General features: G+C 40.2%; 36 protein-coding genes, 1 pseudogene and 1 other annotated feature. Of the genes and pseudogenes, 34 read left to right on the top strand and 3 right to left on the bottom strand.

Features of this window, described 5'->3' with window-relative positions; translation table 11 throughout:
* The first annotated feature begins 13 nt into the window (after positions 1-13).
* The 18 genes from AAEM60_RS16275 (at position 14) to AAEM60_RS16190 (ending at position 13,241) form a co-directional block, all read left to right on the top strand.
* A complete protein-coding gene (locus tag AAEM60_RS16275) occupies positions 14-283 on the top strand; it encodes a head-tail connector protein (RefSeq protein ID WP_341356648.1) in 270 nt (89 codons plus the stop codon).
* Positions 261-593: a hypothetical protein gene (locus AAEM60_RS16270; RefSeq protein WP_341356647.1), complete on the top strand. Its 333-nt coding sequence runs from the start codon at positions 261-263 to the stop codon at positions 591-593. The genes AAEM60_RS16275 and AAEM60_RS16270 overlap by 23 nt, the downstream gene beginning before the upstream one ends.
* A complete protein-coding gene (locus AAEM60_RS16265; RefSeq protein WP_341356646.1) occupies positions 583-912 on the top strand; it encodes a hypothetical protein in 330 nt (109 codons plus the stop codon). Before AAEM60_RS16270 ends, AAEM60_RS16265 begins: the two co-directional genes overlap by 11 nt.
* Positions 912-1,292, top strand: a complete 381-nt coding sequence (locus AAEM60_RS16260; RefSeq protein ID WP_341356645.1) for an HK97 gp10 family phage protein — start codon at positions 912-914, stop codon at positions 1,290-1,292. The genes AAEM60_RS16265 and AAEM60_RS16260 overlap by 1 nt, the downstream gene beginning before the upstream one ends.
* A 7-nt stretch (positions 1,293-1,299) precedes the next feature.
* Positions 1,300-1,926 carry a major tail protein gene (locus tag AAEM60_RS16255; RefSeq protein WP_341356644.1) on the top strand — a complete coding sequence of 209 codons (627 nt, stop codon included), beginning with the start codon at positions 1,300-1,302 and terminating at the stop codon, positions 1,924-1,926.
* A gap of 21 nt (positions 1,927-1,947) precedes the next feature.
* Entirely contained in the window at positions 1,948-2,337 is a 390-nt protein-coding gene (locus tag AAEM60_RS16250) for a hypothetical protein (protein ID WP_341356643.1), read from the top strand.
* 86 nt (positions 2,338-2,423) lie between these two features.
* Positions 2,424-2,561 carry a hypothetical protein gene (locus AAEM60_RS16245; protein ID WP_341356642.1) on the top strand — a complete coding sequence of 46 codons (138 nt, stop codon included), beginning with the start codon at positions 2,424-2,426 and terminating at the stop codon, positions 2,559-2,561.
* Between the two features lie 13 nt (positions 2,562-2,574).
* Positions 2,575-4,809 carry a hypothetical protein gene (locus AAEM60_RS16240; RefSeq protein WP_341356641.1) on the top strand — a complete coding sequence of 745 codons (2,235 nt, stop codon included), beginning with the start codon at positions 2,575-2,577 and terminating at the stop codon, positions 4,807-4,809.
* A complete protein-coding gene (locus tag AAEM60_RS16235; RefSeq protein WP_341356640.1) occupies positions 4,806-5,600 on the top strand; it encodes a hypothetical protein in 795 nt (264 codons plus the stop codon). The genes AAEM60_RS16240 and AAEM60_RS16235 overlap by 4 nt, the downstream gene beginning before the upstream one ends.
* A gap of 15 nt (positions 5,601-5,615) precedes the next feature.
* On the top strand, positions 5,616-7,859 hold the full coding sequence (locus AAEM60_RS16230; protein ID WP_341356639.1) for a GDSL-type esterase/lipase family protein: 2,244 nt from the start codon (positions 5,616-5,618) through the stop codon (positions 7,857-7,859).
* 177 nt (positions 7,860-8,036) lie between these two features.
* A complete protein-coding gene (locus AAEM60_RS16225; RefSeq protein WP_341356638.1) occupies positions 8,037-9,230 on the top strand; it encodes an O-antigen ligase family protein in 1,194 nt (397 codons plus the stop codon).
* A gap of 69 nt (positions 9,231-9,299) precedes the next feature.
* Positions 9,300-11,192 (top strand): phage tail spike protein, encoded by a 1,893-nt coding sequence (locus AAEM60_RS16220; RefSeq protein ID WP_341358009.1) that lies wholly within the window; start codon positions 9,300-9,302, stop codon positions 11,190-11,192.
* Positions 11,192-11,392, top strand: a complete 201-nt coding sequence (locus tag AAEM60_RS16215; RefSeq protein WP_341356637.1) for a hypothetical protein — start codon at positions 11,192-11,194, stop codon at positions 11,390-11,392. Before AAEM60_RS16220 ends, AAEM60_RS16215 begins: the two co-directional genes overlap by 1 nt.
* Positions 11,361-11,540, top strand: coding sequence for a hypothetical protein (locus AAEM60_RS16210; RefSeq protein ID WP_341356636.1), 180 nt, complete (start codon positions 11,361-11,363; stop codon positions 11,538-11,540). Before AAEM60_RS16215 ends, AAEM60_RS16210 begins: the two co-directional genes overlap by 32 nt.
* 78 nt (positions 11,541-11,618) lie before the next feature.
* Positions 11,619-11,879, top strand: a complete 261-nt coding sequence (locus AAEM60_RS16205; RefSeq protein ID WP_341356635.1) for a hypothetical protein — start codon at positions 11,619-11,621, stop codon at positions 11,877-11,879.
* A gap of 78 nt (positions 11,880-11,957) precedes the next feature.
* Positions 11,958-12,185, top strand: coding sequence for a hemolysin XhlA family protein (locus AAEM60_RS16200; protein ID WP_341356634.1), 228 nt, complete (start codon positions 11,958-11,960; stop codon positions 12,183-12,185).
* Between the two features lies 1 nt (position 12,186).
* Positions 12,187-12,438, top strand: a complete 252-nt coding sequence (locus tag AAEM60_RS16195) for a hypothetical protein (protein ID WP_341356633.1) — start codon at positions 12,187-12,189, stop codon at positions 12,436-12,438.
* The gene (locus AAEM60_RS16190; RefSeq protein WP_341356632.1) at positions 12,438-13,241 is read left to right on the top strand and encodes a peptidoglycan DD-metalloendopeptidase family protein; all 804 of its coding nucleotides are present in this window, start codon (positions 12,438-12,440) and stop codon (positions 13,239-13,241) included. The genes AAEM60_RS16195 and AAEM60_RS16190 overlap by 1 nt, the downstream gene beginning before the upstream one ends.
* Positions 13,242-13,254: 13 nt before the next feature.
* Here the strand turns inward: AAEM60_RS16190 and AAEM60_RS16185 are convergent, their stop codons facing one another.
* The 3 genes from AAEM60_RS16185 to AAEM60_RS16175 are packed head-to-tail and all read right to left on the bottom strand — an operon-like array spanning position 13,255 to position 13,797.
* Positions 13,255-13,398 (bottom strand): hypothetical protein, encoded by a 144-nt coding sequence (locus tag AAEM60_RS16185; RefSeq protein WP_341356631.1) that lies wholly within the window; start codon positions 13,396-13,398, stop codon positions 13,255-13,257.
* Entirely contained in the window at positions 13,361-13,603 is a 243-nt protein-coding gene (locus AAEM60_RS16180; RefSeq protein WP_341356630.1) for a hypothetical protein, read from the bottom strand. The genes AAEM60_RS16185 and AAEM60_RS16180 overlap by 38 nt, the downstream gene beginning before the upstream one ends.
* Positions 13,600-13,797, bottom strand: a complete 198-nt coding sequence (locus tag AAEM60_RS16175) for a helix-turn-helix transcriptional regulator (protein WP_341356629.1) — start codon at positions 13,795-13,797, stop codon at positions 13,600-13,602. The genes AAEM60_RS16180 and AAEM60_RS16175 overlap by 4 nt, the downstream gene beginning before the upstream one ends.
* 126 nt (positions 13,798-13,923) lie before the next feature.
* Here AAEM60_RS16175 and AAEM60_RS16170 point away from each other — a divergent pair, with 126 nt between their 5' ends.
* The 16 genes and pseudogenes from AAEM60_RS16170 to AAEM60_RS16095 all read left to right on the top strand — a co-directional run bounded on the left by AAEM60_RS16170 (position 13,924) and on the right by AAEM60_RS16095 (position 26,605).
* On the top strand, positions 13,924-14,115 hold the full coding sequence (locus tag AAEM60_RS16170) for a hypothetical protein (RefSeq protein ID WP_341356628.1): 192 nt from the start codon (positions 13,924-13,926) through the stop codon (positions 14,113-14,115).
* Positions 14,116-14,344: 229 nt separating this feature from the next.
* Positions 14,345-15,505, top strand: coding sequence for an FtsK/SpoIIIE domain-containing protein (locus AAEM60_RS16165; RefSeq protein ID WP_341356627.1), 1,161 nt, complete (start codon positions 14,345-14,347; stop codon positions 15,503-15,505).
* Positions 15,441-16,079, top strand: a complete 639-nt coding sequence (locus tag AAEM60_RS16160) for a hypothetical protein (RefSeq protein ID WP_341356626.1) — start codon at positions 15,441-15,443, stop codon at positions 16,077-16,079. Before AAEM60_RS16165 ends, AAEM60_RS16160 begins: the two co-directional genes overlap by 65 nt.
* Positions 16,080-16,109: 30 nt before the next feature.
* Positions 16,110-16,412: pseudogene (radC, locus tag AAEM60_RS16155) on the top strand (DNA repair protein RadC); the annotation flags it as partial.
* Between the two features lie 252 nt (positions 16,413-16,664).
* On the top strand, positions 16,665-17,672 hold the full coding sequence (locus AAEM60_RS16150) for a rod shape-determining protein (protein WP_299738767.1): 1,008 nt from the start codon (positions 16,665-16,667) through the stop codon (positions 17,670-17,672).
* A gap of 164 nt (positions 17,673-17,836) precedes the next feature.
* A complete protein-coding gene (mreC, locus tag AAEM60_RS16145) occupies positions 17,837-18,718 on the top strand; it encodes a rod shape-determining protein MreC (protein ID WP_299738764.1) in 882 nt (293 codons plus the stop codon).
* Positions 18,715-19,236, top strand: a complete 522-nt coding sequence (gene mreD / locus AAEM60_RS16140) for a rod shape-determining protein MreD (protein ID WP_299738762.1) — start codon at positions 18,715-18,717, stop codon at positions 19,234-19,236. Before mreC ends, mreD begins: the two co-directional genes overlap by 4 nt.
* A gap of 85 nt (positions 19,237-19,321) precedes the next feature.
* The gene (gene minC / locus AAEM60_RS16135; RefSeq protein ID WP_299738760.1) at positions 19,322-20,002 is read left to right on the top strand and encodes a septum site-determining protein MinC; all 681 of its coding nucleotides are present in this window, start codon (positions 19,322-19,324) and stop codon (positions 20,000-20,002) included.
* Between the two features lies 1 nt (position 20,003).
* Positions 20,004-20,807 (top strand): septum site-determining protein MinD, encoded by an 804-nt coding sequence (gene minD / locus AAEM60_RS16130; protein ID WP_299738758.1) that lies wholly within the window; start codon positions 20,004-20,006, stop codon positions 20,805-20,807.
* Positions 20,808-21,065: 258 nt separating this feature from the next.
* The gene (locus AAEM60_RS16125) at positions 21,066-21,833 is read left to right on the top strand and encodes a M23 family metallopeptidase (protein WP_299738756.1); all 768 of its coding nucleotides are present in this window, start codon (positions 21,066-21,068) and stop codon (positions 21,831-21,833) included.
* A complete protein-coding gene (locus AAEM60_RS16120; protein WP_299738755.1) occupies positions 21,826-22,692 on the top strand; it encodes a M50 family metallopeptidase in 867 nt (288 codons plus the stop codon). The genes AAEM60_RS16125 and AAEM60_RS16120 overlap by 8 nt, the downstream gene beginning before the upstream one ends.
* Before the next feature lie 100 nt (positions 22,693-22,792).
* Positions 22,793-24,238 (top strand): Rne/Rng family ribonuclease, encoded by a 1,446-nt coding sequence (locus AAEM60_RS16115; RefSeq protein WP_341356625.1) that lies wholly within the window; start codon positions 22,793-22,795, stop codon positions 24,236-24,238.
* A 67-nt stretch (positions 24,239-24,305) separates the two neighbouring features.
* Positions 24,306-24,384 (top strand) — a sequence feature (ribosomal protein L21 leader region).
* Positions 24,385-24,396: 12 nt separating this feature from the next.
* Positions 24,397-24,705: a 50S ribosomal protein L21 gene (gene rplU, locus AAEM60_RS16110; RefSeq protein ID WP_034757222.1), complete on the top strand. Its 309-nt coding sequence runs from the start codon at positions 24,397-24,399 to the stop codon at positions 24,703-24,705.
* Positions 24,706-24,716: 11 nt separating this feature from the next.
* A complete protein-coding gene (locus AAEM60_RS16105) occupies positions 24,717-25,052 on the top strand; it encodes a ribosomal-processing cysteine protease Prp (protein ID WP_299738748.1) in 336 nt (111 codons plus the stop codon).
* Positions 25,053-25,064: 12 nt separating this feature from the next.
* Positions 25,065-25,355, top strand: a complete 291-nt coding sequence (gene rpmA, locus AAEM60_RS16100) for a 50S ribosomal protein L27 (RefSeq protein WP_044339518.1) — start codon at positions 25,065-25,067, stop codon at positions 25,353-25,355.
* A 716-nt stretch (positions 25,356-26,071) separates the two neighbouring features.
* Positions 26,072-26,605, top strand: a complete 534-nt coding sequence (locus AAEM60_RS16095; protein ID WP_299738744.1) for a Spo0B C-terminal domain-containing protein — start codon at positions 26,072-26,074, stop codon at positions 26,603-26,605.
* The last annotated feature ends 7 nt before the right edge of the window (positions 26,606-26,612 follow it).

The raw sequence follows: 26,612 nt of genomic DNA, 5'->3' as shown, positions 1-26,612 counted from the left end.
GGAGGGTTCATTTATGACTGAAGAAGAATATCTTGCAAAGTTAAAAAGTCATATTCATTGGGAAGAGGGCATGGATAATTCCATGCTCCCTTTTTATATTACTCAAGGTAAGAACTATGTTCAGAAAGCTACCGGGAAAGAAGTTGAGTATCTTGTCATCATGTGTGCAGGAATATTCTACGAGTACCGTGTGGCCGAGAAAGAACTTGGTGAAGCCCTAGATGCCCTGACACCATTCTTTGTCCAGGAGGTATATTCAGATGCCGAAACGACAAACGAATAATCTGAGGTGGAATGCAGAGTTAATGAAACTGGGTGAAACTTTGGACCCTGATACCGATCGGGTTGTCATAGGTTATTCGAAAGAGCGTGACTTGAAATATGACAACATCGGAGTAACGGCAGCGGATAAATTCACATTCAAAGATGCCCAGGAGATTATGAAGAAAATCGAAACTCGTCTTGATCGGGAAGTTGAGAATAACCAAAAGGAATACCGGGTTAAAATCAATGAACGGGTCTACGATATCGAAAGAATATATGTGCGTGAAGATGAACGAATAATGGAGTTGAGCTTGTCTTATGCAGATTAACTTTCAGCAATTGAGGACATTCATGAAAGAGTCTGGCATCCCCGTGTACCGGGACAGTGCTCCGACAACAGAAACCTATCCTTATATCGAATATGAATTTGTGAATGAGTCGCATAAACGAGCGTCTTCAAAAGTGCTCAAGTCATTACCTCTTTATCAAATAGCTGTGGTCACGAATGGAACAGAGGCAGACTATGAACCATTAAAGGATGTGTTCAATGCTCATGGTGTACCTTATAGCCAATTTGAAGGGTTTCCTTATGACGAGAACGATGCCACCATAACACAGTTCATCACAAATGTGAGGTGTATTAATTAATGAGTACTAATAACAATGGATTTGTAGATGCTCTCAGAGAAATCAATACATTGATTAAAGTGAACAAGGCTGTGGAACTAGAAGTTCTGGAAGAGGCTGCGAATTACTTTGTAAGGAAACTTAGACCGCGAATTCCTAAGTCTGATCACCGAGGGAATCATTTGAGAGATGCCCTGAAGGTGGTCGTACATGATGATTATGTCAGTGTGGAATTCGAGGATTGGGCATTCTATTGGCATCTAGTAGAACACGGCCATAAAAAAGCAAGTGGCAGAGGGAAAATCAAAGGCAGGCACTTTGTTCAAAACACATTTGATGATGATGGCTCTAAAATCGCAGACATAATGGCAGGGAAGATATTAGAAAGAATGGAAGGATGAATCATACATGGTAAAAGCAAAAGAATTGCTATATGTAGTGACAATTGAATCTTTATATTTGGCATTCATGACTGGCGGTAAGGATAGTCGAGATGCTATCCCGACATACGATTCAGAAATTTATCAGCTGGATAACATTACTGAGCTAGGAATCGCAGGGAACGCAGCCACTGTTGTTAAATGGGCATCGGGAAAACTGTTTGTGAATGCCTCTAAGAATTCCAAGTATACACTGAGTCTGACACACGTTTCTTTGCCACAGGAAGTGCAGGACAAAATTGATGGTGTAACACCTGTCAAAGGAATCTCCTTCAGTAAGGCAGACGTTAAAGAATATCCAATGTTTGCTTTAGGCTTTACGGCTAAATTAAACGATGGTTCGAGGGTTGCCCGGTGGTATCCGCGGGTGCAAAAGGTCCCTTCTGAAGAAACCTTTGGAACGGCCACAGAAGAGCAAGAAGTAAAGGACATCTCAGTAACATTCGATGCGACTCCTTTACTCTTTAACAATAATACCGAGGTGAAATTCTCTGAAACACGCGAGAGTGCCACAGGAGTTACAGCTACAGCCTTCATGGCCCAAGTAGTAGCAGACGAGTCACAAATCGAAACATTATTCCCTACCACCCCTTAATAGTTTAGGAGGAAACATTTAATGGCTAAGCTTAACGAATTAGTAAATGTGGATATAAACCGGAATATGATCCAGATACAAGGGGTTCCGATTCCGGTGATCTTTACTTTCAAGTCTTTCCCATATGTTGAAGAAGCCTTTGGCAGCTCCTATGGAACATTTGAAAAGGAAATGCACAAAATGCTGAATAAGGGCAAGTTCACACTCGGGAAAAAAGAGATCAAATTAATGAACTCTTTAATTTATGCTATGGTTCGAAGTGGAGGAACAGATTGCACACTTAGTGAAATTGAAAATGCAATTCCTCTTACTGACCTTCCTGGCATCTTCCAAGTAGCGATTGATCTATTCAATGATCAAAATTTCCAAAAAGCTGATATGGATAAGTTGAAAACCGAAAAAAAAAATTAGTCAAAGCGCAAGATGATGAGTCTCAGTCTACAGAGTTAGATTGGGACTTTTATTTTTATGTAGGGAACACTCTCCTGGGGTTAAGCATGGATGACTTTTTTAACATTACACCTAATCATCTATTAAAGCAGTTTATCATGCACTTGAAGTACCATAACCCGGACGCTCTTGTGGAAGAAAAGTCCACACAGGTATATACATTAGATCAAACTCCTTTCTTATAAGTGAGGTGAGAACATGGCAAACAAAGAAAAGAATGTGGTCCTTAACTTTAAAATGGATGGCCAGGTACAATATGCAGATACTCTGAAGGAAATCAACGCTGTTATGAACACGGCTGCCAAGGAGTATAAGAATCATATTGCGGCAATGGGGAAGGATGCCAAAGCAACAGACAAGCTTGCTGCTGAAAAGAAGAAGTTAGAGATTCAGATGCAGGCTGCTGAGAAGCGCACAGGCATGCTGAGAGCTCAATACGAAGCGATGAGTAAAGACACCAAAACCACAACCGGACAGCTCACACAAATGTACAGTAAGCTTCTTGACGCGGAACGTGCGGAGACTTCTCTTCAAAAGGCAATGGAACGTGTAAATGATGGACTATCGGATCAGGCCAAAGAGACTCGAGATGCAGAGGATGCTCTAAAGGAACTCAAGACTGAGAGTGAACGTCTGGAAGCTGAGAACAAAAAGCTGATCAGTTCCTTCAAACTTCAGGAAGCTCAACTTGGAGAGAGTGCTTCAGAAGCTGATAAAGTCGGTTTAGCACAACGGCAGCTAAAGAATCAGATGGCTTTAACTGAACGGGCAGTCCAGAACCTTGAGAAGCAGTTAGACCAAACTAAAAAGGCATACGGAGAAAACTCTACTGAAGTTTTTAAAATGGAAGCCAAACTCAATGAAGCGAGGGCTTCTATAACTAAATTCAAGAATTCAATTAACCAAATAGAGAAAAGCAGTGATAAGGCAAAAAAGTCAGTTAAAGGCCTCGGAGATGGAATGCAGGCTTTAGCAGGTGCAGCTCCTGCGGCGGCTATTGGCGGTTTAGTTCAAAGCATGCAAGAATACAACGAAGTACTGGCGAGACTTAGAACGAATGCTTCCTTGTCTGGAAGAGACCTAGGTATTGTGGAAGAATCATTTTCTAAGATTACGGCTGTTACCGGGGAAGCGGATGCAGCTGGAGAAACACTTGCGAATTTACTCGCCAGTGGATTCAGTGATAATCAGTTAGCTGAAGCCATCGAACTTGTGAATGGTGCTTATATCAAGTTCAGTGACACGCTTAAGACTGAAGGGATTGCTGACGGGATACAAGAGACATTGGCTTCTGGGGAAGCCGTTGGTCCTTTTGCAGAGTTATTAGAACGAAGTGGAGTTAACGTAGATAATTTTAATAGCACTTTAGCAACAATGATTTCAATGGGTGAAGGTTCAAATTACATTCTCAAAACGTTATCTCAAGAAGGCTTTAGCGAAGTCTATAACAAATATCAGGAGTTGAATCCTGAAGTACAGGCAAATGCGGAAGCTAATGCACAGATGGAGAAATCTTTAGCGGATTTAGCTCTTATATTAACTCCTTTAGTGACTCAGGTTGCTGATTTCACAACTAGAGTTATTGAATTGGCAAATGAAAATCCAGAGCTCACGGCAACAATAGGAGCGGGGGCAGCAGCTATAGGTGGATTGATTACAGTTCTAACCATAGCGGCGCCAATTATGACTGCAGTCACAGTGGCGGCAGGAGCCATGGGGATCAGTATAACTGCAGCCACATGGCCAATCCTTGCCATTATCTCAGCAATTGCTGCAGTTATAGCCATAGGTGTTCTTCTTTATAAAAACTGGGACACCATTCAGAAAAAAGCTGTAGAAATGGCATTAGCAGTAGTGATGAAATTTAATGAGCTGAAGAATGGGGCTATTGAAAAAATTAATAATCTTCGTGATAAAGCAAGTAGTGTCATGGAACAAACGAAAAACAAGATCATTTCTCCAATTGAGTCCGCTAAAGATAAGATTAGCAGTTATGTTCAAGAAATAATCGGCTTTTTCAAAGGTTTAGGAGACAAATTGAAGTTCAATATTCCAAAGCCGAAACTTCCACACTTCAGTATCAAAGGGAAATTTGACTTAATGCCACCAGGAATAAGTGTTCCAACTATCGGTATTGATTGGAGGGCTAAAGGAGCAATCTTCACCCAGCCGACTATCTTTGGGCAATATGGCGGCAAGCTGCAAGGTGCAGGGGACGCTGGTCCGGAAGCGGCACTTCCACTCAATGAGGAAACACTCGGGGATATTGGTAGGGGCATTGCTTCCACAATGGGAGGAGCCGGGGGACAGGTTGAAGTTCACGTTTATCTGGACACTGATGAGATCAACACGAAGCTGGCACCCGGCATTAGCAAGAAAATCAACAAGAACAACAAAATAAATGCACGCGGGCAAGGGGTGATTATGGCATGATCACAATGGATGATAAGTATCGATTTGAGGACTTTGGATTCTTTTGTGAGCCAGGCAATGAGGATCCTGCCACTCCCGATTTTGAAGAGAAAACATTATTTATTCCTGGAAAAGTTGGCGAGTGGGATTTCGGGACAGAGGTTAAAGGTCGCCAATTTTCTTTCCCTTTAAAAATAATGAATCGCTATTACACGAATATGCAGCGGCAGCTTAATGACTTCGTTGCTTTTTTATTGGACCCATATGGAAAACCACGGCTGATAAAGATTGAATCCGACTATGATCCAGGCAAGTACTGCATGGCGAAGATTAATGGTCCGGTTGTCCCTCAAAGAGTCGAAGAGGAGTGGGTCATAAACTTAAACTTCAAAGCAAATGACCCATTGAAATACTCAGATACAGAAAGCCATGAAGTGCATTGGGATAGTACCACAGTTACGTTTGATGATGTTTATTCCATCAATACTGTCTTTGTGGATGATGTACTCATAACGTCCCCTCAAACTGTGGAAACAACCATCACTGGATATGCAATGAGTCCGACTATATTGGTATCCGGATCAGGAGAAAACGTAACCTTAAGCGCAAATGGTAAGTCCTTAATACTCGGAACTTTTTCAAACTCTGTTTTTGAAATTAGAGGGAATGACTTCACTATCTTAAAAGATGGAAAAGAAGAGTTTATTGTTGGGGACTTTTTTGATTTGTTACCTGGGTTGAACCAGATAGCCATTTCCGGAAGCAATCTTAATTTCAATTTATCTATAAGAGTACGAGATCAATATATTTAAAGGATGGTGGTGAGTATGACACTACAGAAAATACCTACAGGAATAAAATTCCCCTTATATGAGGGGGTTAAATTAATCAATGAAGCCATTGAAGCAGCTGACAAAGCACAGCAAGATTCAATAAGTGCTAAGATTACATCAGAAAATGCATTATTTACCTCCCAATCAGCAGAGACAAAAGCTGATAGTGTCCAAGAACAATTTAATCAGGTTGTAATTGAGGGAGATTCTTCAGTCGAAGCAGCACAAGCAAGGGTGGATGCGGGAGGAAATTCATTCCCTACTTTGAAGGATCGATTAGATACTTCTGATGAACTCTTGGCAGAGAAACTGTCGCAAGGGAATGTCTCGGTTGCGGATATAAATAAAAATTTAGGCAAATTCGACCAAACCTACATGACAGACGAATTTCTTCAGCAGATGGCGGGAAATACCCCGATCAATTCAGTTCCAGCTAACTACTCGCTAACGTTAAAAAAGTCTACTTATAGTAAGGTCGTAAGCAAAAACCTTTTCGATAAAAGCGCAGCATTAAATGGCAGGATTGATGGAACTAACGGATCTTATGTAGCTGATTCAAATTACTATACAAGTGAGCATATTCCTGTAGATGCTGGTAATACGTTAAAATTTTCAGCAAATGTTTCAAGGTATGCTTTTTATGATGGGAATAAGAATTTCGTTAGTGGAGCGAACTTAGGGACAGCTATAAGCGAATTGGTAGTTCCTCAAGGTGCTAATTTCGTTAGAGTAACTTTCTACTTTACCAATTTAGATACATTTATAGTTTCAGTAGGAACATTACCAGCTTCATACGAGCCTTATAAAATGGCAATTGAGGGAACGTATTTGGCGGACGTTGACGGAAAATCTTTAAAAGATGAATCCATTTCGGAAGCGAAAACAACGTTCTTTGAACTAGGCAAAAACATCGCCTTAAAGAAATATGCCATAAGCGGAAAGTATGTCAGCTCTACTGATGGCACCTTAAAAACAAATGCAGATTACACCGTTTATCACATGATTCCTTTGGAAGAGCTAACTGCATACGCATACAATTATGATGGTCAAGTGGCTTTGTATGGTGCCGATCAACTATATAAAAGGGGAATATTTGGGGGTGGTGTCGCAGGAAATAAGACACTTACTACTAATGCAGGGGAAGTATACGGAAGTTTTTCCACGAAAGAAACCGATATTTTTCAAGTTGAGAAGGGTACATCAGCAACTAGCTTTGAAGAACCAGGTTATTTTGTCAAAAAAACTAGCCTTCCGCCTTCTATTCAAGGTGAAATTGAAGATGTAATAATTAACCTTCCAAGCAAGTTGTATGCAACAGTAAACGAAGAGTTTAACGTGTGCATTTCAAATATCCTTAAAGAAAAGCAAGACTCATACAATGTGAATTTTGAATGTAGCTTCGGGAAACAAACCAAAGACAGGTTTACAGGTGTTCCTACGACAACAGGAACGAAATCTTTAATCATTGAAGTGTACGAACGTTCAAAGTTAGTTTCTTCAAAGACGGTAAGTATTATTGTCAGTAATCCACGGACAACCCCTATTAAAGTCTTACTTATGGGAGATAGTACAGTCAGAAGTGATACAAATGGTGACGGTATAGGTGAAGGTTTAATCACTCAAAGATTAATCAGCAAGTTAGGTAGTAATATACAATTAATCGGCACACATGGGACTGCACCTAACCTATGGGAAGGTAGAGGTGGGTGGACTGCTGGTAAATATCGAACAGGTGACAGTTACGAGGGTGTTGTCAATCCATTTCATAATCCTTCCACAACTGATTTTGATTTCAGTTATTACATGAGTAATCAAGGTTTTTCCGGCGTAAAGGTGGTTATCATTCAATTAGGGATAAACGACACTTTCAGTCCTACCTCAGACAGTTCATTAACAACAAGAATTTCAGAAGTCAAAGGCAACTTCGATCATATAATCAATAGCATTAAAGCATATGACCCTAATATTAAGGTCGCTTTAAATATCACCATTCCTCCAAACGATAGTCAAGATATGTTCGGGAACGCGTATGGAGTAGGTCAAGCGCAATGGAGATATAAATATAATAACCATATTTGGGTGAGTGAACTGATTAAATCGTATCAGTCGAACAATGATTTAATTAATACCCATTCAAGCATTGATACAAAGGTTAATATTTCAGATGGGGTTCATCCTAATACCGCTGGATATAATCAGATGGGAGATTCCGTGTTCAGTTATTTGAACTCTATATAGATTTAATGGTGAAAATTCTCAGAGGGATAAGTAAAAAAGGAAGGATTAATATTTAATAACGTATAATACCAACCGTTAGTTAGTGTCATTGTTTAATAAAAAAGTAAATTTAAGTAAGTTCTAGAGTGTTTTTGTGGTAAGATTTATTAAGAAATAAAAAGAAAAGGTTGGATTATCTTGCATACGAAATTTAGTTTTTCACTATTCTTACTTTCTTTAGTTCCTCTGGGGTACATCATTAAAGGTGCGCTACCGATAGACTTAACCTTAATCATTTACATTCTACTTTATGCATTCGCTGTATTTAAACTGCTTGTAAAGAAGGAAAGGATATCATTTTCAAAAGTTGATTCAGTTTTTTACCTTTGGGTGTTGGTTCTGCTTATCGGTTCAATTTACAGTCCGGCGCAATTAGAAGGTCTGTTTAAAACAATGGAATTCCTGTTTCTAGGGGTTTCACTAATATTCTTTTCCAGAGTTTTTATAAAAAATAAAAATGATTTAAATAAAATCATTTTTTATATGCTTATTAATTCTACTTTAACGGGTTATTTAGTATTAATCGATTTCTACTTAAGCGGAATGGAAAGCTTTAGGTATCAAGCTTTCGGAGTTGTAGTCCCGATCCCTTTATCGATGCTTGGAGCCACAACTCTGTTAATTTCGATTTTTATGTTCTATTTTAAGAAAATATCGCTAGTAACATTTGTTTTCACTACATTGCCAAGTGTTAGTGTAATGGGGATTGCAGCTTCTAAGGGACCAGTAATAGCATTTCTAATTACTGTCACATTAATGTCTCCTCTGCTTATAAAGAAATTTAACATCAAATTAGTGTTTGTGACATCGATAGCGATATTTTTATTAACGAGAATCCAATTTGTGAAGGAATCTTTAGACGTTTTATTTAGAAGGTTTGCCAGAACGGAATACGATATGTCTACAAGCATACGAATTAATTCTTATGAAAAAGCAATTGAAGCATTTAAAAGTAGTCCTTTTTTAGGTAAAGGGACAGCAGTAAATTATCCGGACTACCCTCATAACTTCTTTTTGGAAATCTTATCCGAGAACGGGGTATTCTTATTGTTAATTATCTTTAGTTTAATAACACTTCTTGTTTTTCAATATCTACGTTTCATTGTGAAAAAGGCTAATACCTTTTCTGAGACTATCATCTTATCATTAATCATTAGTTCAGTGGTCAGCCTTATGTTTAGTTTCACTTACGTAGACCATAAGTATTTATTCCTCAGTATCGGGTTGTTGATTGTTTACAATAAAATAAATAAGTTTGAAAAAACTGAAGTGGTAACTGATAAGACCAAGAAAAAAAATTATAGATTTAAACGCTATAGAATTGTTTGGTAGTGAAGAATCAGATACAAGAGCGCAATAGAAGATCATCTCAATCGAGGTGGTCTTTTTGTTTTGAAAGAGGTGAAATTATTGCTTAAGGCATTAGATTTACAAAGGAATGTCACAGCCATTCTTGAAAATGCTAAAGGGATATCGTACACAAGAATCAATAACCAGATTTGGAAAGCTTCCTTTTCACTCCCAATCAACAATCCAAAAGTGGATAAGGTTAAGCTGCTGAAATATGTGGAGGTTTACGATGAAGAGAAATATATCGGTCTGTTCAGGATTATTCCTAAAAAGACTTCTAAGAGTACACTGACTGTTTCATTCGAGTGTGAACACGTATTGGCGACTCTCCTGGGCAGTACATTGTTCAAAGATCATCAACTGACCAACTTGCCGACAAATGAAGTACTACAGTACCTCATCGATCAGCAAAAAGAGAAGCACTGGCAGCTGGGGAACGTTGAGATAATTCGATACTTCCATTACCTATGGGAGAATGAGAATTTACTGTCTGCAATTTTCAGTGTGACCAAACCATTTGACGAGCAATACAGATGGACATGGGACACGACTTCCTATCCATGGACTCTTAATCTAGTCCGGCCGAATACGGAACCTGTGTGTAGGATTAAAGAACGTCACAACCTTATTGATTTTGAAATCGAAGAGAATCCGATGAGTGTGTTCAACCGGATCTATCCTTTGGGTTATGGTGAAGGTGTTAACCAGCTGACAATCGAGTCGATAAACAATGGGTTTCCTTACATCGAGGATGCTGCAGCGATCGCTGAAAATGGAATCATTGAAACCACCTGGGCAGATAAACGGTTTGAGGATGCAGCAACATTAAAAGCGAGTGCTGAAGCTCTGCTGAAGAAGTGGAAAGAGCCTGTTGTTTCCTGGGTAGTATCAGCTGCAGACGTTTCAACCATCACCGGTGCCAAGGTCGATGAGCTGAAAGAGGGTAATGTGGTCAGGTTAGAACTCGATGACTATCCTAATGTGGACCTATTGATCATGAAAGAGCATCGGCCAGATATTAAAGGAGATCCTGGCAATACTCAATTAGAGATTGGCAGTTTAACAGAGGATTTGAGTACCACTCAGGCTGATTTGGAGCGTAGACAGAAAATTAATGAGGTGTATGCTCAGGGAGCGACGAATCTCCTTGCCTATTCCTATAATGACAATGCAGACGGTGAGAATCCTGCCGAGATAATGATCTTTCTACCAGAAGAAATGGTCAAAATCAATAAACTGCTGCTCACGTATAAGACAGACTATTTCAGAGCATACGAGCAAGCTACTGAAGGAGGAGGAGCTACCACAGTAACCTCAAGTGCCGGGGGCGGCACAACAGTAAGTTCTAGTTCTGGTGGAGGGACTTCTTCCACATCTAGCGCAGGTGGAGGGACTTCTACCTCTACAGCAGCAGGAGGGGATCATAGTCATCGTATGTTTCTTTCCTTGGAAGGACCAATTCAAGAATTACCGAATGCATTGTTTCAGAGTAAGAATAGTGCCGGTCAAGCTGTGAATGTGGTGATGCCTGCAAATAACGTAGATTTGTATACTTATAGTTCGAGTGGATCCCATGTACACGTTTTTACACTGACTGATCACGTCCACACCTTTACAACTCAGAACCATACTCATTCTATAACGTTACAACATCATTCCCATACTACGACCTTACCTAACCATATTCATGCTATAAAGTTTGGGATTTACAAACATACTGATTTACCTACAAGGATCTCAATCAAAGTGGATGGAAACGTAGTTGATGAGGGTGCGCTTGAAATTGAAAACCTTGATTTGCTTCCGTATTTAGAAAAAGACAGTGAAGGAAAAGTGACCAGGGGCTGGCATACTGTTTCCATAACTCCTGATGATTTAGGGAGAATCAACGCAAATGTGATAACTCAGTTCTTCATGCAAAGTAGAGGAGGAGGATCTTTTTGATGCAAAAATTACGTATTTTGATAATTAAAAAGCTCATTGGTAGAATGCCTGTAATTATGAATGTGACTCTAAAATTAGATGATCATGTTTTAGGGGCTTCACCAAATGGAATTTTCGAGAAGTGTAATATCACTTACACAGATCGATTAATGAAGGGAGGTGCAGCTGGTGCCGAAGTTAAGAATCGTAACGCACAATAGCGGAGAATTTGAAACTGAAGTTGATTCATTCGATCCTGTTGAAATGAATGAGCAGCTTAATAGTATGGAAGTCAACACAGTAGTCATTGGAGATTTGATACTTTCAAAGATTGATGTGAAAGTAATCAGTCCAATTAAAGAAATTTAATTTCCGTAAATGTGAAACTTTATTTCATATCCTGCGTATATATAAGCAATAAATAATTTATTGAGCGGAGGAATGAATGTGAGAAAAGTAGTGTCCATTCTATTGGCAGGCGGATTATTTATGGGAGGTTTATTGTTGGTGTTGAATCTAAAAAGTAACGATCAAGTGACTCAAACTGAACAGCAGCAAGAAGAAGTGGTACAGGACAATTTACCGAAACTTCACTGGTACCATGAAGATAAATATCCAACTGTAGCGGATCTGATGAGATTTGATACATTTAAAGGTCAATTCCCATTAGAAAGCACTGATACACCATTACACAACTTCAATGATTAATAACATAGAGATAAGGCACCAATAGAGGTGTCTTTTTTATTGCTTGAAAAGGGAGTGATAAAATTGGAGGAAGCAGACATGAATGAACTGTGGAAGCAGGCTACTGACAGCAGGTTGCAAAAGTTGGAGCAAGAAGTCCTCTTACAAGGTAAAGATCTTGAATATGTAAAACAAGACTTAGGTGAAATTAAAGAAAATACCAAGTGGTTACGACGAGCCGTTACCAATGCATTTATAGTCGCATTGATCGGCGGATCCGTAGCCATTTTTTATGGAGCATTTCAATTATTTAAAGGGGGAATGTAAAGTGGAACAACTATTATCTTTAGATTTTGGGGCTTATGTTGCCCTGGCGTTTATCCTTTATGTGATTCGTGAATCTGGTAAAGTTCCAAACAGTTTAATCCCTGTTGTGGGGCTTTTTTTAGGTCTCGGATTCGCTTCCTTTGAGTATAAGCATTTTGACTTTGACGTGATGTTAGAAGGAATCAAGTATGCCATGTTGGGTGTCGGAACAGTAGCAGGTATTAAATATGCCCAAGAAAAGAGGGATTTGTAATGGAATTTATTTATCCAGCAAAAGGTAAGATCACTTCTCGTTTTGGTAAAGACTTTCTGAATGGTGTTGCCAGAATTCACAATGGAATAGATATTGCTCAGGGCGGCGTAAATGAGGTTGTAGCATCAGCAAGTGGCAGAGTGTCTAAATCGTACCTATCTTCCTCTTACGGCGAGTGTGTGTTTATTCTGCATGATATAAATGGACAAGAATTCGAAACGGTATACGCACACATGAGATCCGGGTCCCGGAAGGTAAAAGAAGGGGACCATGTAAGGCAGGGGCAGCCAATTGGAATCATGGGGAACACAGGGTATTCTTTTGGCCAGCATCTTCACTTTGAGATGCATAAAGGCAGATGGAACATTGGTAAGAGCAAAGCTGTGGATCCATTAGATTATCTTTTAAAGGATCTTTCTCCTTCATCATCTTCATGCGTTCATACAGTAAAGTCTGGTGATACTCTTTGGGGGATTGCTAAGGACAATCATCTTTCGGTGAATGAGTTGAAAACATTGAACGGATTAAAGTCTGATGTGATTCATCCTGGGGATAAATTAACATTAAGCGGATCATCATCCTATTTAGGTAAAAGGGCAGAGTGTAAAGTGGCCAAACTAAGATTTTACTCTAAGCCATCTTGGGATGATAAGGATGTAGTGGACTATCTTACAAAAGGTTATGGATTCCCAACGATCATAAGGAAATTGAAAGTGGACGATGCTTATCAGTTTGAAGTGAAGAACTCCAAAGGTAAGACTTTCTATGTAACAGCCAATGAAAAATATATCCGTGTAGAATAAAAATTAGCCCTTCTCAATCGAGAGGGGCTTTTTCTTTTACTTCTTCTTTAATCAATTTGGCCATGTCATCGATTGTACACACGGCATCATAGACCTTATCCGGATCTAATCCCATCTCTTTAAAACGGGAGATGACCTCTTCCCTCGTTTTCTTCATACTCCTTCACCTCATCTTTAATATCTTCATCTTCATTAACCAGGATCTTCTCAACAAGCATCTCTCGGCAACCATGTTCTCTCCATACTTGATACTTCCACTTAGAAGCCAGTTCAGGCAATTTATCTCTTCTGCAGCTGAATCGATTAAATCGGAGTATACCGGTGTCCTCAATTTTTATATGTAATTTCATATCGAAATTCACCCTTTGTCCCTCCTGTAAAGATCATCGACTTTCACACCTAATAAATCGGCCAGAATAAATGCTTTATCTAATGGAGGCAGACTCTCTCCTTTTTCATATTTTCGAAGCATTCTAACGCTCACACCTATCTTATTTGCAATAAAATCTTTTCGTAATCCACTTTCTTTTATGTAACCCTCTAACTTACATATCATACTATCACCTCACTTGTCTTATTCCACGCTGAAAAATAAATCCCCTTTAATGTAATTAAATTTCACTTGTACATACATTCATAGTTCTTTATTGCATACATTGAAATATACAAAGTCAGAAAGGAGATGATCGCAATAGAGCCTTTTACATTCGGAATAGTCGCAACTGGAATATTTGGAGGTGGTTTATTAGTCATTACAGCACTTGAAAAGAACGGGTTGTCCATTAATGAGGACTTACTCGTGATCCTGGTCGAGGTAATCAAAGCCGGTGCGTTTCTCAAGCTCATTTCACTGGTCAGTAAACTGTTCTTGTAGTGAATGAGTCAATGAAAAAGATACCTATTGATATATATATTGTCCTTCTTGTCATGGCTCGTCTATGTTCAATCAACTTGATATATTATCATATATTTTTTTCCGATGCTTCTCATCGTAAAAACAGGAGTGTGATTTTCATGATTTTAATTTTGTGGAGATACTGTAGATGGTGTGGTAGAGATAAGGATGATTTTTATGGTGATATGTGTACGGACTGCATGAGTAGATGATCGAACTTCTTGCCATTCCAGCCGTTATCGTAGGAGCTGCCCTTATCCCTCGGAAGAAAAACGATAAACGTACCATTCAACAGGTCCTAGTCAATCGTAATATATGCTTCAAAAAAGGCGATAACCTTATTTACCCTAAACTAAAATCCACTCATGACAGAGGAACACACATCACATACATTTATACGTTACCTACAGGGATGCCGAGTGATGAATTTAAAGCTATACTGCCGGCATTAAAAGAAGCTCTTAATAGGGAAGTAGAGTACGAATATGAGGGGGTGCTAAAATTGAGGGTGTTTAAAGAGAAACTTCCTACTAAATGGAATTACGATGAATCACTGATCCAACCTGGAACTTGGGAAGTCCCGATAGGTAAGAATCATCAAGGGGTACTGTACCACAACTTCGATCATTACCCTCACATGCTTGTAGGCGGGGTGACTCGATTCGGTAAAACGGTTTTTATGAAAGAGACATTCCACACGCTCATGATGAACATGGGGGAGAATGTAGAATTCTATATACTCGATTTAAAGGCCGGTTTAGAGTTCTATAAGTATAAAGCTTTCCCGCAGGTAAAAGATGTCGCCTGTGACGTATACGAAGCAGCAGAGACACTTATAAACGTGACAGATGAATTGAAGCGAAGGGAATTAATGTTCCGTGATAAAGGTTATACAAACATCCTGGATACTCCAATCAAGAAACGGACATTCATTATTGTGGATGAGGGGGCTGAATTATCACCGAACACTGTAAAGGATAAGAAAGTGAAGCAATACGCAGAGTTCTGCCAAGCTGCCCTTAGTGAAATTGCTCGTATAGGTGGGGCGGTTGGGATGAGATTGATCTATGCGACCCAGTATCCCACGAAAGAAGCGGTCCCTATGCAAGTAAAGATGAACATTGTCGCTCGTATGTCATTTATATGTGCGTCACGTATTGCAAGCCAAGTGTTATTGGATGAAGTGGGGGCTGAAGATCTACCTTCTATCCCGGGAAGGGCCATATATATGGTCGAGAAGAAACGCACAGTCCAAGTACCGTACATTGACGATAAAATGATATATAAGATGATGGAGGGAGAACATGAAACAGGAAAAACTAGAAAGTCTATTAATGACTATCGACCGATTAGGGATAGTGAAGATTAAACACCTGCAGCACACTCATAAATTAGGGAGCTACCGGAATGCCTGTAAAATTGTCAATGGATTAAATGAATACACCCATCAAAAATACTGGAACAAAGAGAAGGTGATCTACCTCAATGAAAAGGGCCGTAAGCTTATCGACTCTGAACACAGTGTAACCATGTCCCTCAATACCGAGCATTATCTATTGCGAAACGATATTTATATCCACTTCGACCAACCTCATGATTGGGATATCGAACACACCTTCGAGACAGTCTCAGAACCACTATCACGGACAGATATAATCATCCAAGGGATAAAGCCTTCAAACAAAAGAAAACTTGTTACAGACGCTTATTTCACGCGAAACGGCTACACCTATTTGATTGAGATTGATAACAAGTTGAACATGGCAGATAATCGAAAGAAGGTGAACAATTATGCAGAGATTCTTCCACTTATACGTAAAGATTTCAACGGTGCTCCCATTCTCTATTTTTTTACCCACACCCAAGACCGTAAGAAGAAGTTATCAGCGTGGTTAAAAGATCGAAGTATTAGGCATGAGGTAATCCTTTATAGTGAAATATAGCCTCAAATAAATAACTGTATTTATGTAAGGTATATATGCTTATACCTCAACACAAAGAATCAAGTTCTCCACAAACAAACCATCTTTATTGGAAGTCTGAATGCCTCCATCGTACACCCTCGGGAGGTCTTCAAAGAAGCCTTTCGGCGATCCGCCGCATCAATCATTTGTATTCATAACCATCCATCGGGAGATCCGACTCCAAGCAGGGAAGATATTGAAGTGACAAAAAGATTAGTGGAATGTGGTCGAATCATTGGTATTGATATACTCGATCATCTTATAATAGGGGAGAAGAAGTTTATCAGTTTAAAGGAAAAAGGGTATTTATGACACTATGATTTTTTTCCTGGTTACGATATAATAAAGTTTATGATTTTTACAAACAATATGGTGATTCTATATAACGCAGTCTGTGAATAAGGGAGTCATTCTACAAGGGAATGAGTCTTTTCGTTATGCATGAACGTACAATTATTGTGACGAAAATTACGAGGATAGAGAGTGATTGGACAACTCTCCTGTGAAAACACATATAAAATGTTAAAAACCAGCCAATTTGTATCAGAAAGGGAGATACCATTCATGTTTGGAACGAAAGATTTAGGGATTGATTTAGGAACAGCTAACACATTGGTGTACGTGAAAGGCAAAGGGATTGTCGTTCGCGAACCTTCTGTTGTGGCACTTCAAACAGATAATAAGCAAATTGTAGCAGTCGGAAATGATGCTAAAAACATGATCGGAAGAACACCGGGGAATGTAGTGGCGCTTCGCCCAATGAAGGATGGGGTGATCGCGGACTACGAAACAACTGCCACGATGATGAAGTACTACATAAAACAAGCGACACGTAATAAAGGCGCTTTTTCACGTAAGCCTTACGTCATGGTTTGTGTACCGTCAGGCATTACGGGCGTTGAAGAAAGAGCGGTCATTGATGCAACAAGACAGGCTGGCGCAAGGGATGCTTACACGATCGAAGAACCTTTTGCCGCTGCGATCGGCGCAAACCTGCCAGTATGGGAACCAACGGGAAGTATGGTCGTGGATATTGGTGGAGGAACGACGGAAGTAGCGATCATCTCTTTAGGAGGGATTGTGACTAGTCAGTCGATCCGTGTTGCCGGGGATGAAATGGATGATGCCATCATCAACTATATCCGCAAAACGTATAATCTGATGATCGGGGATCGTACAGCGGAAAACATCAAGATGGAAGTCGGTTCTGCCGGGGACTCTGAAGGAATCGAAGCGATGGAAATCCGTGGGCGTGACCTTCTGACAGGTTTACCGAAAACGATAGAAATAACGGCCGTTGAAATTGCATCTGCCCTTCGTGATACTGTATATACGATTGTCGATGCGGTTAAGAGTACATTAGAGAAGACACCACCAGAACTCGCGGCTGACATTATGGACAGGGGAATTGTGCTGACAGGGGGCGGAGCCCTTCTTCGTAATCTTGACAAACTGATCAGTGATGAAACGAAAATGCCGGTCCTCATTGCTGAGGAGCCTCTGGATTGTGTGGCCATTGGTACAGGGAAAGCCCTTGACCACATTCATCTCTTTAAAAATCGGGGAAAATAATAATAGATAATGTATGGGGGACGTCTCCTTAAGGTTACTGATTTAATCTTAAGGCCGGCCCCATCTTTTTTCGAAGAACCATGAATATTTTGACGAATGATATCAAAAACAAGCGATTTTTGATATAGTATTTACTAGAATGAGAAAAGGTTGAGGTGTACATCATGCCACAATTCTTCCTGAATAAACGTTTGATCATTCTGCTCGTCAGTGTCATAGTCCTTGTGGGATTAATTGGATTTTCTTTGCGGGAGCGAGATAGCATCAGCTGGCCAGAGCAGTTTGTGAAAGATATGGTAGGATTCGGACAGTCATTGGTTTCAAAACCTGTTAATTATGTAGCGGGAGTTGTTGAAAACGTTCAAGATCTTCAAAATACATACACAGAAAATGAAAAGCTGAAAACACGTTTAGATGAGTTAGTGAAGCTTGAAACAAAAGTGAAAGACCTTAAACAAGATAATACTGAATTAAGAGCGGTCCTTGAAAAGAAGGAAGACCTTCGTGCCTATAACACGATTCAAGCCACCGTCATTGCAAGAAACCCGGATCGCTGGCAAGAGCTCCTGACGATCGATAAAGGGGAAGTGAACGGAATTAAATCAGACATGGCTGTTATTTCATCGGCCGGATTGATTGGAAAGATTAAGAGCGTAAATGAATTTTCATCCACTGTTGAATTAATTTCGACAAATAATACAAAAAACCGGATTTCCACAGTGATTCAAGGGAAAGAACAAGATATTAACGGGTGGATTGAAGGATACGACAGTGATAAAAAAGAAATCCTAGTTAAGCGGATTTCAAACGATATGAAAGTGGACAAAGGCTCTAAAGTGATGACCTCCGGGTTAGGAGGAGTGTTCCCTAAGGGTCTGGTTATCGGGGAAGTAAAAGAAGTGAAACCGGATCAATACGGCCTGACTCAAACGGCATATGTAAAGCCTGCTGCTGATTTTTATCACCTGGAGCACGTCATGGTCATCGACCGAGAAATTCAAGGTGTGACAGAACAGGAAGTAGATTCTGAGGAGGAAGAGCAATGATTAGCAGGCTCCTCCTTCCTTTCATGACCCTGCTTTTCTTTTACAGTGAAAGTCTATTTGTTCATCTTTTCCCTAATGAAGAATGGTTTGATCAGAAAATCATTGTTCCACATTTTCTGATTATTGTGCTGTTCTTTATTTGTGCGTATTATCAGTATCGAACTGCGTTGCTTTATGGTTTCATCTTTGGCTTTCTATTTGATATTTATTACACTGAAATCAATGGAATTTACTTAGTGCTCTTTCCGTTTGTCATCTTTTTATCACACCAGATGATGAAGGTTTTACATAATAACCTCTTTGTACTGGGAATCATTTCTCTTGTGAACCTTTCTGTCTTAGAGTTTTTGGTGTATCAAATCAATTTAATTATCCAGCGAACCGATTTGACGTTTATGCAGTTCGTGGACTGGCGTTTGTGGCCAACATTGGTCCTTAATATATTGTTTTATATAGTTTTGGCATTTCCACTTAGGAACTATCTCCTCCGTAAACGGAAAGAGTGGTTGGAAGATTAAATTCTATTAGTAATTTTTTCATAAAAAGAGGAAATGACACAGCTTATGTCGAATTTAATAGACGACTGAGGTGAAAATTTGCGCCATGAATAAAAAGCCAAATGTGATGATAAAAGGAACAAAAGAAGGACTGACTCTTCATCTCAATGATCAATGCTCCTTTCGCGAGTTGAAGAAGGAATTGGACGATAAACTGTCTGCCCATTACCGGGAAACGGAAGGGACTCCCCTCCTCACGGTCAATATTCAAACAGGCAATCGCTACTTAACAGATGATCAAGTAGAAGAGTTGAAAGAGATTGTAAGACAAAAACGCAATTTAGTAGTGAATGAAGTATGGAGTAATGTGATTACTAAGAATGATGCAGAGAAACTCATAGATGAACGAAATATAGAAACTCTAACCGGGGTTATCCGGTCGGGACAAGTCGTGGAAGTGCCAGGAGACATCCTTATTGTCGGCGATGTCAATCCCGGGGGAAAAGTTCTGGCTGGAGGGAACATTTACATATTGGGTTCATTAAAAGGGCTTGCCCATGCCGGCCACAATGGAAACCAGGAGGCGGTCATTGTGGCATCGAAAATGGTTCCGTCCCAGCTCCGGATAGGGGATTCCTTGAACCGGGCACCTGATCGGGTGGAGGAAGACGATGACCACGAAATGGAATGTGCGTATGTCGACGATCAGGGGCAAATTGTTGTGGATCGATTACAAGTTTTAAAGCATCTTAGACCAAATATTACTAGTTTTAAAGGAGGAAGCTAATGTGGGTGAAGCCATAGTTGTTACTTCAGGTAAAGGTGGAGTGGGAAAGACGACTACTTCTGCCAATGTTGGTACAGCATTAGCTCTACAAGGCAAAAAGGTTTGCTTAATTGATACAGATATCGGCCTCAGAAACCTGGATGTGGTGATGGGACTCGAAAACAGAATCATTTATGACTTAGTAGACGTTGTAGAGGGCCGCTGTAAAGTACATCAAGCTCTAGTAAAAGACAAGCGTTTCGAAGACAAACTATTTTTACTGCCAGCTGCACAAACAAGTGATAAATCCGCTGTTAACCCTGAACAAATGAAAAAGCTAGTATTGGATTTAAAGCAAGACTATGATTATATCATCATAGATTGTCCTGCGGGAATTGAGCAGGGGTATAAGAACGCTGTAGCAGGTGCTGATCGTGCGATTGTCGTCACGACACCTGAAATTTCTGCTGTTAGGGATGCGGATCGGATTATCGGTTTACTCGAAAAAGAGAATATTGAACCGCCTAAACTCGTCATTAACCGCATTCGCAATCATATGATGAAAAATGGTGAAATGTTGGATGTGGATGAAATTACAGCCCATCTTTCCATCGACCTTCTTGGAATCGTAGCCGATGACGATAATGTGATCAAATCTTCCAATAAAGGTGAGCCGATCGCTCTTGATTCAACAAGCAAAGCCTCTATTTCCTACCGGAATATTGCCAGAAGAATTTTGGGTGAATCTGTTCCGTTACAGTCCTTGGAAGAAGAACGGGCTGGAGTCTTTTCGAGAATTAAAAAGTTGTTCGGTGTAAAAGCATAATGATCAGTCCCGGTAAAGCGCATAGTGCGTTTTGCCGGGACTTTTTTTATTCTCCCCATGAATATTCTTAAAGGACAAGTCATACATTGTAGCAAATCATGTGTAATCGAATGGACCTCTTTTTATATGGATCTAACATCCCTTGTCCATCATCATGAACACAGAACCATTAGTATAGAATCACTCCGGGATAGGGTGATGCATCAAGAAATGAACCAAACGTTAAGAAACAATACCTTATAAAAAGGAATGGTGTACATGGGGAATCGTGCGGATGAAATACGTAAGCGGATAGCGAAACGAAAGAGAACGAATTCAGGCCAGAACCCTTCATACTTCCTCCTATCGGACGAGGAGCGTTATGGAATGGAACGCCAGACAAGCTTTGAAGGCGGACCGCCACCTGAGGGAGTGCATCCTTTGTTTAAAAAGGAAACCTTTATGCTAAAAATTCTTGGAGCCGGAATCATGGTATTGGTGACGGCCATTATGTTTAAGAGTCCTTCACCTGTATTCAATGAGGCGAAATCAATTGTCACGAAAACCATGGATACAGAGTTTCAATTTGCCGCCATTTCCACGTGGTATGAGGATCAATTCGGAAAACCATTAGCCTTATTACCTGCCAGTAATACAAAGAAAGAATCCTCTTCAACGCAAAGTGCTGAATATGCCGTACCTGCGGCAGGGAAGGTCGTTGAGAATTTTAAAACAAATGGACAAGGAATCATGCTTCAAACGGGTTTAGGTGAAGATGTGGCAGCTATGAAGGGGGGCTTGATTATATTTGCAGGTAAGAAAGAGGAGCTTGGGAACACAGTCGTCATTCAACATGCAGACAAATCAGAATCCTGGTATGGCCATCTTGAGTCAATTGATGTGAAACAGTATGAATCGATTGAAAAGGGATCTCTTGTAGGCAAGGTTTCCACAAGCAGTCAGAACGATGTGACAGGAGAGTTTTATTTTGCGATAAAAATGGGTGATACATTTATCGACCCGATACAGGTGATGTCATTTGACTAATATCATTACACTTATGAAAAAATTTTATGTTCACCCTTTGCTTTGGCTTGTCATTGCCATAGCCATTATGACAGCTCACTTTTTTGAGCTGATTCTGCTTCTGATCATCATTACCATTCATGAATTGGGGCACGGATTGATGGCGCATTATTTTTCCTGGAGAGTGAAGAGAATTGCACTGTTACCATTTGGCGGCGTTGCCGAGATGGATGAACATGGAAACCGTTCACTGCGGGAAGAGTTCTGGGTGGTGGCAGCAGGTCCCCTGCAGCATATTTGGCTGATTGCCTTAGGGTGGGGGCTCTTGGGCACAGGCGTCATCAGCCAGGAAACCTTCTCACTTTTTCTTCAATTAAATATGATGGTACTATTATTTAACCTCCTTCCCATCTGGCCATTGGATGGAGGGAAGATGGTTTCTTTATTATTAGCCACGAAGTTTAATTATCTGAGAGCGTATGAGTACACGCTTCTCTTTTCATTTGGCTTATTATTAGTGTTTCATTTGATTGTTCTCATAACCGCTCCCCTTCATTTGAATCTTTGGATTGTTCTTTCGTTCCTCTATTTCTCCCTTTGGGTGGACTGGAAACAGAGACGATATGCGTTTATGAAGTTTTTGTTAGAAAGGTATTACGGCAAGAGTCATCAATTCGTAGAATTGAAGCCCCTCCCCATCGAAGGGGAGGATTCGATTCTAACGGTAGTAGAGAGATTTCAACGTGGAGTGAAGCATCCATTGGTTGTATTCGAAAAAGGAATCGAAGTGGGGAAGCTTGATGAAAACGAGATCCTCCATGCCTTTTTCGCTGAAAAGATGACCTCTGCCAAAACGAAAGATCTTCTCTACCTTTATTGACGAATGAAGAGGAACTGTATAAAGTAAGGTCATACTAATAAAAGGGTTGGGTTCAACCCTTTTTTCTTATGACTTTTTTTGTAGAAAAGGGGTTTCCGCTGTGGAAGAAATAATTGTTCATAGTAAAAGCAGGGAAAAACGGTGGGTATACCGATCGAATAATGAAATCATAGGTTTACATACATATCAGCCCGGCGAAGAAACGTTGACGGGCAATATTTATTTGGGAAGAGTCATTAAAGTTCAAAAGGGACTGGGTGCAGCATTTGTAGATTTTGGTCACGGTAAAAACGGCTATCTGCATGAAAAGGACTTTCCGCAAAACGTCGAGGCGTATCATACTGGCAGCATTCCTACACCAATCGGGAAGTGCGTTCATGAAGGTCAAAAAATCATCGTGCAGGTCATGAAGGACGAAATTGGAACGAAGGGTGCAAGGTTGACGGCCGTTATTGAGCTGAGAGGGAATCATCTTGTGTACATGCCACAAGGGTACTACGTGGCGGTGTCTAAAAAAGTGGATGAAGAGAACAGGAAGGTATTACGACGCTTAGGGAACGAGTGGAAGAAGCCTGAAGAAGGCATTGTCATGCGTACCGATGCTGCTGAAGCGGGAGAAGCAGTGTTACAGGAGGAGCTCGTGTCATTACGTTCACGATATGAAAGTCTGCATCGGGTATCTCTTAGAGCCAAATGCCCCTCACTCTTATCGCAACAGGACACTTTCCATGAAGATCTCCTTGAACAAATGAAAAAGGGGAGTGGAGGAAAAATTGTGGTCGATGACTATGATAGCCTTCTTCATTTAGAGGAAATGAGCGGACACGGGATCAAAGATAAGTGGACCTTTGAACTCTATCAGGGTCATGAAAATATCTTTCGTCATTATCACGTTGCCCCTGCTTGGGAGAACGCACTGAAAAAAGTGGTATGGCTTGATAAAGGGGCATTTCTCGTCATTGAGTCTACAGAAGCCATGACCGTCGTGGATGTGAATTCCGGTAAGTTTACGGGTAAAGACGATTTAGAGCAAACCATTTTACAAACCAATAAATCAGCAGCAAAAGAAATGGCGAAGCAGCTCGCACTCCGTAATTTGGGCGGCATGATTTTAATTGATTTTATCGATATGAAAAAGGAAAGCCACAAAAAGGAAGTGATGGATGCACTTTCTGATGCGTTGGTATCGGATAAGCAGCGCACGACGATTGTAGGCTTCACTTCCCTTGGCATTCTTGAATTGACGCGAAAAAGGACCCGTCAGCCCCTTTCTGCCTACTTGACCCGTCCTTGCTCGGTATGTCATGGTACAGGAAGGGAAATGACGCCGGAGACGCTGGCATTTCAGCTTGAACGGGAACTGTGGGAAATGCAGGGGAAGGATGGTTCCGAAATTGAAGTGGAAGCGACCCGGGAAGTCGCAGCTGTTTTTTCTGGAAAACAGAATGTCCATCTTCAAAGATTGGAAAAGGCGTTGAGTAAAAAGATCACAATAAAAGTAATCGCCCATGATCATCCTCATTACCATGTAACAAAGATTATATGAATTTCGTGATTGTTATTGACAGTACATCAAATTTTATGATAGGATTCTAATGTTATTGATTGTAGCACCCGTGCTACAACCGCTCATTACAGGTACAAAAGTGTGGAGTGATCCAACACCTGTCATTGGCGAGTCTGAGTTTATAAGGAGGTGCGATTATGTACGCAATTATCGAAACAGGTGGTAAGCAAATCCGTGTAGAAGCTGGTCAAGCAATCTACATCGAAAAGTTGAACGCAGAGCAAGGCGATACGGTAACTTTTGACAAGGTTCTATTCGTTGGTGGTGACGATGTGAAAGTAGGAAGTCCTTTAGTGGATGGAGCTACTGTAACAGCGAAAGTTGAAAAACAAGGCCGCGCGAAAAAGCTTGTAGTATTTAAATACAAAGCGAAAAAGAACTACCGTCGTAAGCAAGGTCACCGTCAACCTTACACTAAAGTTGTCATTGACGAAATCAACGCGTAAGGCGTGATGACATGATTAACGTTTACGTAGAGCGTTCATCGGGGAAAAGAATCCGTTCTTTCTCAATGGATGGACATGCTGATTTTGCCGAAAATGGGCAAGACATTGTTTGTGCAGGTGCTTCTGCTGTTTCATTCGGCAGTATTAATGCCATTATGGCGTTAACGGGTGTAGAACCGGCCATTGAGCAATCCTCTGATGGTGGATTTCTTCGCTGTGTCATCCCTGATGATCTTCCGGAAGAAACAGAGAGCAAGATTCAGCTGCTACTTAATAGCATGCTTATCAGCCTCCAAACGATTGAAAGAGACTATAGTGATTTTATTAAAATAACCTTCAAAAAGTAGGAGGTGGAACAGATGTTAAGATTAGACCTTCAGTTTTTTGCGTCTAAAAAAGGAGTAGGTTCGACTAAAAATGGTCGTGACTCTATCTCAAAGCGTCTTGGTGCTAAGCGTGCAGACGGTCAAATGGTTACTGGTGGATCAATTCTTTACCGTCAACGCGGTACGAAAATTTATCCAGGCCTAAACGTCGGCCGTGGTGGCGACGATACACTTTTCGCTAAAACCGACGGTGTTGTTCGTTTCGAACGCATGGGTCGTGACAAGAAAAAAGTGAGCGTATACCCAGTTGCGAATGAAGCTTAATCGCATATCTTTAACGAAAACTCTAACCGACTTTCGGTTAGAGTTTTATTTTTTTAGGGATATGGGTGCGGGCTCGGTTTTTGGTACTGTATAGGTTATGTAGTGCGCTTATATATGGGTAAAGAGTTGTATTTGAGAAGAAAAAATGTTGATTTTGCGTTCGTTTTGCTGAAATTGCAAGTGTATCGTTGAATTTGAGGAAGTTTGGCTCAGGTATGAACGGGTCCGGTATTCTTATGATTGACTTTGGGTGATATATTATCGAGTTTGAGACATATATTATCGACTTTGACCTGTTTATAATCGACTTTTCGAATATATTATCGAATTCGACCATTTTATTATCGACTTCCAATTTTTATCTAAACGCGAAGAATTTTTGAGTGACTGTATGAATTTATTCCAAATAAGTGAAACATTCGTTGAGAATAAGCTTTGAATCCTAGGGAAATCATGCATAAAAGAGATGGAAAAAGTGATTTATTTTCAACTTTTGCATTTTATTATCAAATTCACACCATATATTTTCAAAAATCGAATTTTATTTTCAACTTCCACCCATTTATTTTCAAAACTAAGGATATATTTTCAATCCCTTGAAATCAAGCATTCCAACCGATTTTCATTCACCCCATCAATTTTACAGAAACGATATACGCACCAGTCCCATCTTTGATATACTTACAGGTAAGCACTTAAAGTATAGGAGTTAGATTATGAGCGAAAATTGGGGTGTAGTCGAGGCGTTACGACATGCTCGTCACGACTGGATGAATGATCTGCAATTAATTAAAGGTAACCTGGATCTTGATCGTGTGGAGCGGGCGAAGCAAGTGATTGAAGAAATGGTCCTTGTTGCACAAAATGAATCAAAGCTATCGAATTTAAAACTTCCATTATTGGCAGAGTGGATATTAACATATAATTGGTCAAGACATTTGATTAAGCTGGATTTTGAAGTACTTCAATTGGAGTCCGCACACGGGCTTGAAGACCGAAGACTTTACAACTGGTGCAAGGAGTTTCTGGAATTCCTTGAATCAAATGTAATGAACAATGTAGAGAATCAATTATCCATCTTACTGAACATTACAAAAGAACATTCCCGTTTGATATTTGATTTCACAGGTATACTAAAGAGTACGAGCGTGGTAGAAGACTGGATTAAAGATCAACAATCAAACGGAGAAAATATAGAAATAGAACAGCTTCAAGAAGAGGTTCTTGTCATTCATGTAATGGCTGGATAGTCGCCTC

Origin of the sequence: Rossellomorea sp. y25, from assembly GCF_038049935.1 — a bacterium.
In the GTDB taxonomy this organism is placed as follows: domain Bacteria; phylum Bacillota; class Bacilli; order Bacillales; family Bacillaceae_B; genus Rossellomorea.
Note: the sequence above shows the minus strand (reverse complement) of the source record. Positions and strands in the feature narration are given on the sequence as shown.